The sequence below is a fragment of the Pseudomonas sp. A39 genome, assembly GCF_058145955.1.
The window spans coordinates 1-6,584 of the sequence record NZ_JBYVMD010000094.1; the positions used below are offsets into that span (position 1 = coordinate 1).

Annotated in this window: 11 protein-coding genes and 1 pseudogene; all 12 read left to right on the forward strand. The window is 60.9% G+C overall.

Annotated features, from left to right (window positions below):
- Positions 1-225, forward strand: a pseudogene (locus AC3ZU9_RS31015) (phage tail sheath protein); the annotation flags it as partial.
- Positions 225-731, forward strand: a complete 507-nt coding sequence (locus AC3ZU9_RS31020) for a phage major tail tube protein (RefSeq protein WP_012722511.1) — start codon at positions 225-227, stop codon at positions 729-731. The pseudogene AC3ZU9_RS31015 and the gene AC3ZU9_RS31020, both read left to right, overlap by 1 nt.
- A 51-nt stretch (positions 732-782) precedes the next feature.
- On the forward strand, positions 783-1,355 hold the full coding sequence (locus tag AC3ZU9_RS31025) for a phage tail assembly protein (protein WP_046034451.1): 573 nt from the start codon (positions 783-785) through the stop codon (positions 1,353-1,355).
- A complete protein-coding gene (locus tag AC3ZU9_RS31030) occupies positions 1,352-1,477 on the forward strand; it encodes a hypothetical protein (protein ID WP_012722513.1) in 126 nt (41 codons plus the stop codon). Before AC3ZU9_RS31025 ends, AC3ZU9_RS31030 begins: the two co-directional genes overlap by 4 nt.
- Positions 1,478-1,483: 6 nt before the next feature.
- Entirely contained in the window at positions 1,484-2,635 is a 1,152-nt protein-coding gene (locus AC3ZU9_RS31035; RefSeq protein ID WP_490091770.1) for a hypothetical protein, read from the forward strand.
- Positions 2,635-3,018, forward strand: coding sequence for a phage tail protein (locus AC3ZU9_RS31040; protein WP_046034453.1), 384 nt, complete (start codon positions 2,635-2,637; stop codon positions 3,016-3,018). The genes AC3ZU9_RS31035 and AC3ZU9_RS31040 overlap by 1 nt, the downstream gene beginning before the upstream one ends.
- Positions 3,011-3,223, forward strand: a complete 213-nt coding sequence (locus AC3ZU9_RS31045; protein WP_012722516.1) for a tail protein X — start codon at positions 3,011-3,013, stop codon at positions 3,221-3,223. The genes AC3ZU9_RS31040 and AC3ZU9_RS31045 overlap by 8 nt, the downstream gene beginning before the upstream one ends.
- Before the next feature lie 9 nt (positions 3,224-3,232).
- The gene (locus AC3ZU9_RS31050; protein WP_046034454.1) at positions 3,233-4,243 is read left to right on the forward strand and encodes a contractile injection system protein, VgrG/Pvc8 family; all 1,011 of its coding nucleotides are present in this window, start codon (positions 3,233-3,235) and stop codon (positions 4,241-4,243) included.
- 21 nt (positions 4,244-4,264) lie between these two features.
- Positions 4,265-4,822, forward strand: a complete 558-nt coding sequence (locus tag AC3ZU9_RS31055) for a glycoside hydrolase family 19 protein (protein ID WP_046034455.1) — start codon at positions 4,265-4,267, stop codon at positions 4,820-4,822.
- Positions 4,810-5,310: a lysis system i-spanin subunit Rz gene (locus tag AC3ZU9_RS31060; protein WP_012722519.1), complete on the forward strand. Its 501-nt coding sequence runs from the start codon at positions 4,810-4,812 to the stop codon at positions 5,308-5,310. Before AC3ZU9_RS31055 ends, AC3ZU9_RS31060 begins: the two co-directional genes overlap by 13 nt.
- Positions 5,311-5,391: 81 nt before the next feature.
- Positions 5,392-5,892 (forward strand): CinA family protein, encoded by a 501-nt coding sequence (locus AC3ZU9_RS31065; RefSeq protein ID WP_012722520.1) that lies wholly within the window; start codon positions 5,392-5,394, stop codon positions 5,890-5,892.
- An 84-nt stretch (positions 5,893-5,976) separates the two neighbouring features.
- On the forward strand, positions 5,977-6,584 hold a 608-nt coding region (gene recA / locus AC3ZU9_RS31070), incomplete at its 3' end, for a recombinase RecA (RefSeq protein WP_490091771.1).

Genomic DNA, 6,584 nt, shown 5'->3' on the forward strand with positions numbered 1-6,584 from the left:
GAGGTCAAGCGCATCAACGATTGGCTGCAAACCCTGGTCGCCGACGAAACCATCCCCGGCGGCAGCGTGTACCTGCACCCGGAGTTGAACAGTGTCGAGAAGTACAAGAACGGCACCTGGTTCATCGTCATCGACTACGGCCGCTACGCGCCAAACGAACACATGATTTATCAACTCAATGCCCGCGATGAAATCATCGAGCAGTTCCTGGAGGACGTTCTCTAATGTTTACCAACCGAGTCAGACAGGCCATTGCGGCCACCCTTCAAGGCCTGCCGTTGTCCGCGACAGTGGACTCCTTCACGCCGCCGAAGATCGAGTTCGAAATGGAAGCCATGACCGGCGGCCGTTTCATTGCCGAAGAAATGGCCAAGAGTGGCAAGCCTTTGACCGCCACCTTGATCCTGCAGGGTGCCGGCCCGGAAATCATGCTGGCCCTGGGCGTGCGCCTGGGCGATGACATCCTGCTCAACGTGCGTGAAGCCGGCCAGGACCAGGACGGCAAGACTTATTTCACCTACCACACCGTTGGCGGCAAGCTCAAATCCTTGAGCGAGGCGGCGATGGTGATGAATACCAAGGCCACCACCACGCTGGAGCTGTCCTGCCGCACCTACAACCGCCTGGAAAACGGCATTCCGGTGATCGACATCGACGTGCGCACCCAGAAGTTCGTGCTCAACGGCGTCGACATTCTTGGCGATGCCCGCCGCGCCGTGCTGATGCCGTAATCCCCCGGGGGCGGGTTCGTTCGCCCCCCTACTTCACCAAGGAGCTGCCCCATGGCCTGGATGCCACCGCTGCACCGCCTGCTCTCGCCGATCAACGCCGACACCGGCGCGACGATCGAACAGGTGCAACTCAAGCCGCTGTACTACGCCGCGCAAAAAGAAGCGCTGGCCCGGGCCGGTGATGACGAGGACGACCAGTTCTTCGAACTGGCGAAACTCGCCACCGGCCTGTCGGAAAAAGAGCTCGACCAACTCAAGCGCCCGGACTACGTGACCATTGCCCAATACGTACACGAGATGTCGACACGTCCCGCGTCGTTTTTCCTCGGCACGCCGGCGGAATCGGGCCACGACCAGCCCGTCCACTTGCTGCTGCCCCTCGATGCTGCCGGCCGTACCTTTACCGAGTTGTCCTTGGAAATGCCCGCCCTGCGCGCGACCAAGGTGATGAAGAAACTCGCCACCAACAAAGAACGCGCCGAGTTCATCACCGCTCACTGCAGTGGCTTGATGATCCCTGATCTTGCCGGCTTGACCGTACCCGACTGGACCGAACTGCAGGCGCGCATCGACGATTTTTTAAATCAACCGGCGGCCTTCTTTCGCAACGCGACATCGAAGTGATCCTCGATGTGGTGCCGCTGGTTTACTCGGTAACTGAAGCGGAGATCCTCGACTGGGATGCCGCCAAAGCATTGCGCCGCTACGACATCGCGATCACTCGCCTTGGGGTTAAACAGGAGTAGAGCGGGATGCAGGAAACTAAATATGGGATCAAGCTCGCCCAGGAGGACTTCCGCTGGATGATCGGCGAGGCCGATCTCGGCAATGTGCTCGCACCGTTTTCCACCCGTGCCGCGGCACCTGTGAGCCTGGAGGCTGCCTCGCAGCCACAGTTGGAGCTGCGCTCTACGCTGGTCACACTCAGTGTGGACATCAACGCCTTGACCCAAGAGCAAGTGCGACTGCGCGAGACGTTGGAGACGCTTAACAGTACGTTGTTCATCAACAGCGATTCCCTGGCGCCCAGGGCGGCTGATGTCGCCACGAGTGCGTTGAAAGATGAACCCAAGGCGCCCGCTGACGGGGCTGTGATGGGCATGGTCAAGGCCGTTGGCGGCGAATTGTGGGATGCGCTGAAAGGCAAGCTCGCAGACAAGGCCATTGATGGGCTCCTGGACCCGATCAGCAAGAAGGTCAAAGGTCGCAAAAAAATCGGTGGGGGTGGTTCAGGCCTACTTAACCTGTTCGGGCAAGCCCGCCAGGCCCTGGGTGGCTTGCCACCAGGCATTCAGTGGGGTGTGACCTCGCAAGGCTTTCAGTCCTTTGCCGGGGCAAGCGTCGCAGCGCCAAGGCTCAGCCTGCCAAATGGCCCCTCCGGTGCCTTGACCGATACCGTTGCCACACTCGGAACCGTCGGCATCCGGCGGCTCGCCCCCTTGAGAACCGCATACGCCGCCCTGGACGTGATCCAGGGCGTGCGCCACGGCGATGCCAACGCCATCGGTTCCGGCCTGAGTACCGCCGGTGGAGCCTGGGCCGGCGCCTCTGCCGGCGCAGCCATCGGCACTCTGGTTTTACCCGGCGTAGGCACTGCCGTCGGCGGCGCGATCGGTGGTCTGCTGGGCAGTGAGGCGGGCGCCTGGTTGGGGGACAAACTGTTCGGTTCGAGTGATCGCTTGCCGTCACCGAACGCGGTCAGCAAAGAACTCAACCATGCACGCCCGGACAACGTTCAAGTCTCGATCGCCCCCAGTATCCAGATCACCGGGGTCAATCCTGCCGACGCCCAGCAGGTGGTCAACCAGGTTATCCAGGCCCTGCAATTCCAATGTGTGCCGATGCTCACCGATGCGTTGGGGATCCGGCGCAACGCGGCTTTGGCTGATCCAGGAGGTGATTGATGCGACAGCAAATGGTACTGGGCGCCTTTATTTTTGGCCTCTCCCGAGGGTTTGCCTATTCCACGTTGGCCCGTAGCAGCGATGGCGGCTGGAGCGACCTGGCGATAATCGCCAGCAAGCCGCAGTCGCGGCAGAGCGGCCAGAAGCTGGAAAAACTTACGTTCAGTGGCACAGCCATGTACGGCATCGGTATGCAGCGACTGGATGAATTGCGCGCGCTGCAAAATCAGCGCACGCCGTTGCCGCTGGTGGATGGGATCGGCCGTAACTGGGGCTTGTGGCGGATCAACTCGGTGATGGAAACCCAGAACAATGTGATCGATGACGGCACCGCCATGGTCATGACCTGGAGCCTTGAGCTGGAGGAATTCGTCAATGCGTAGAGTGCGAAGTATCGCCGGTGATTCGGTCAACCTGCTGCTCTACCGCGAGCTTGGGCGTTGCGATGATGGCGCCGAAGAAACCTTGTGGCGCCTGAATCCGGACCTTGCCGAGTACGGGCCGGTGCTTCCGGCCGGTGTGTGGGTGAGCGTGCCTGAAATGCAATCGCGGCCGACTGCGTTGCAGCCTGTTCTGGCATGGGATTGAGGAGGTTTTATGGCACAGGGATTTACGCCGATCGTAGAGTTTTACGGCGCCAACGCGGCGTTGCTCAATCAACGCATCATGCGTTGGAGTCACACTGACGCGGCGGGCATAGAGTCTGACCGGCTGGAACTGACGCTCAATATCGAAGGCCTTGAAGGCCTGCCAAGCTTGAGCGGCAAGGTCGGCATGCGCGTGGGTTACTCGGAGTCGGGGCTGGTAGAGAAGGGCGAGTTCGTCATCACCCAGCGAACCCCCGTGCTGTTTCCCATGCGCCTGATGATCGTGGCGACGGCCGCGCCTTTCAGCGTGGGCGACCCACACGGCTACCGTCAGCGTCGTTCCGCCAGTTACGGGCCTACCACGCTGGGGGCGCTGTTTCGGCAATTGGTCGGCCGGCATGGTTTTTCACCGCGTGTGGCGCCGTCGCTGGAGGGCATTCCGATTGCCCACATCGACCAATCCAACGAAAGCGATATGGCGTTTATCACGCGTCTGGCCAGGCGCTATAGCGCGGTGACCAAACCGTTCAACGAGCTGTATGTGCTGGCAGAGGCCGGGCAAGTCAAATCGCTGTCCCTTCAACAACTGCCGGAGGTGAAATTGTCCGTGACCCAGGACAACCGCCCCGGTGACCACGCCTTCATCACCGCCACGCTCAACGACAACGCGCGCTCCAAATACGGCGGCAGCCGTGTCACCTGGTGGGATGTTGCCGGGGGCAGGCAGCACGTGGTTGAGATCGGGGTCGCGCCGTTCAAGACCGTGCGCCAGCGGTGTCAGAACGAAGAAGAAGCGCGTGCCGTCGCCGAAGGTGAGTTGCGCCGTGTGGGGCGGGAGGGGCTGGAGCTGTTGATCGATTGCCCCGGCAACCCGTTGTTGGCCGCCGAAGGGCTGTTGCGCCTGGACGACACTTGGCCGGCGTACATGCAGGGGCAATGGTCGATAACCAAGGTCATCAATGTGGGCGACCCGGTGACGGGGTATCGCAGTTCGATCACGGCCGGTGGTTTGTCCACCTAGGGGATTTTCAAGGTGAGTGTGGTGGTGATAACTCAGCCTCAATTGATTCAAATCATGCCAGGAGCCCGCCGTGTAGCGGGCCTTTTTTTACCCGCGTTGAATGCGGCTTTCATTCGTTACGAAATCAACAGCGTGCAGCGTGCCGCTGCTTTTCTCGCGCAGATCGGCCACGAGTCCGGCGAACTGCACTACGTGCGCGAACTTGGCAGTGACGCCTATTTGAGCAAGTACGATACCGGTGCATTGGCTGCGCGCTTGGGCAACACGCCCGAGCCGGATGGCGATGGCCAAAAGTACCGAGGCCGCGGGCTGATCCAGATCACCGGTCGGCGCAATTACCTGGCTTGCAGCCAGGCGCTGTTCGGTGATGAACGATTATTGCGTGAGCCGGTGTTGCTGGAGCAACCCCAATGGGCCGCCGAGTCCGCCGCCTGGTTCTGGCAGAGCAATGGCCTGAACGAGCTGGCGGATAAGGATCAGTTCACCACCATCACGCGGCGTATCAACGGCGGGCTCAATGGCCTGGAAGACCGTTTGCGCTTGTGGGCGCGGGCGAAGGCGGTGTTATGCGCTTCTTAGGCGTATGCCGCCTCATCGGCGCGTGCTTGCTGGTGGCGCTGACCTGGCAGGTGCAGGCCTGGCGCCATGCTGCGCAGCTTGAACATGTGTTGATGGCGCAGGCGCAGGCGCTATCTGCGCAAAGCCAGGCAGCCTTGCATCAACAGCAGGCTGAACACGCCAAACGGCTGGCCCTAGAGCAACAGCTCAACGCCAGTGACCAACACCATGCGCGGGAGTTAAGCGATGCCCAACGTCACCAAGCTGCTCTGCGCGACCGCCTGGCCACTGCTGATGTGCGGTTGTCAGTCCTTCTCGACGCCACCGAGTCCACCAGTGGCTGCACAATGCCAGCCTCCGCCCCCGCCGGCAGCGTGGTTCATGCAGCCACGCGAGCCCGACTTGACCCGGCGCATGCTCAGCGAATTATCGGCATCACCGACGACGGAGACAACGCCCTGATTGCCTTGCGGGCCTGTCAGGCCTATGTGCGCGCGGTCGCCCGTTAATCTCTTGTTCCAGTCTGTCGCTTGCATGAGCGATTTGCTCCTGTAGGGTAGGCAAATCCCCGCCCACTTCTGGAGACGACCGTGAAGGAAATCACTCAATTGGCTGCCGAACTGGGTCGCCGCTTGCAGGTGCTCAATGCGCATGTCACCACGGCCGAGTCCTGCACCGGCGGCGGTATCGCGGAAGCCATCACGCGGGTCCCGGGAAGCTCGGCCTGGTTCGAGGCGGGTTACGTCACGTATTCCAACCGCCAGAAGACCCGGCAGTTGAATGTGCCGGAAACGTTGTTTCCAAAAGTCGGCGCGGTCAGCCAGGAAGTGGTGGAGGCGATGGTCCGTGGCGCACAGGAAAAAAGCCTCGCGCGATTTGCCGTAGCGGTCAGCGGCGTGGCGGGGCCGGACGGTGGTTCGCCGGACAAACCGGTGGGCACTGTATGGTTGGCCTTTGGCGTTGGTGACGAGCTGACGGCCGAGTTGCAGCACTTCCCCGGCAACCGCGACGAGGTCCGCCGACAAACGGTAAAGGCCGCGTTAGAGGGCTTGTTGCGACGAGCTGCAGCAGAAATAGAAAATCAGGGGTAGGCGATCTCCGATCTTTGTGGAACAATACTGTCTACTTATACAGGTGTTGGCCGCCCCGGCCTTATTGATTACGTGAGGACTTTAATGGACGACAACAAGAAGAAAGCCTTGGCTGCGGCCCTGGGTCAGATCGAACGTCAATTCGGCAAGGGTGCCGTAATGCGTATGGGCGATCACGACCGTCAGGCGATTCCGGCTATTTCCACTGGCTCTCTGGGTCTGGACATCGCGCTCGGCATTGGCGGCCTGCCAAAAGGCCGTATCGTTGAAATCTACGGTCCTGAATCTTCCGGTAAAACCACCTTGACCCTGTCGGTGATTGCCCAGGCGCAGAAAATGGGCGCCACCTGTGCGTTCGTCGACGCCGAGCACGCCCTCGACCCTGAATACGCCGGCAAACTGGGCGTCAATGTTGACGACCTGCTGGTTTCCCAGCCGGACACCGGTGAGCAAGCCCTGGAAATCACCGACATGCTGGTGCGCTCCAACGCCATCGACGTGATCGTGGTCGACTCCGTGGCAGCCCTGGTACCCAAGGCTGAAATCGAAGGCGAAATGGGTGACATGCATGTGGGCCTGCAAGCCCGTCTGATGTCCCAGGCGCTGCGTAAAATCACCGGTAACATCAAGAACGCCAACTGCCTGGTGATCTTCATCAACCAGATCCGTATGAAAATCGGCGTGATGTTCGG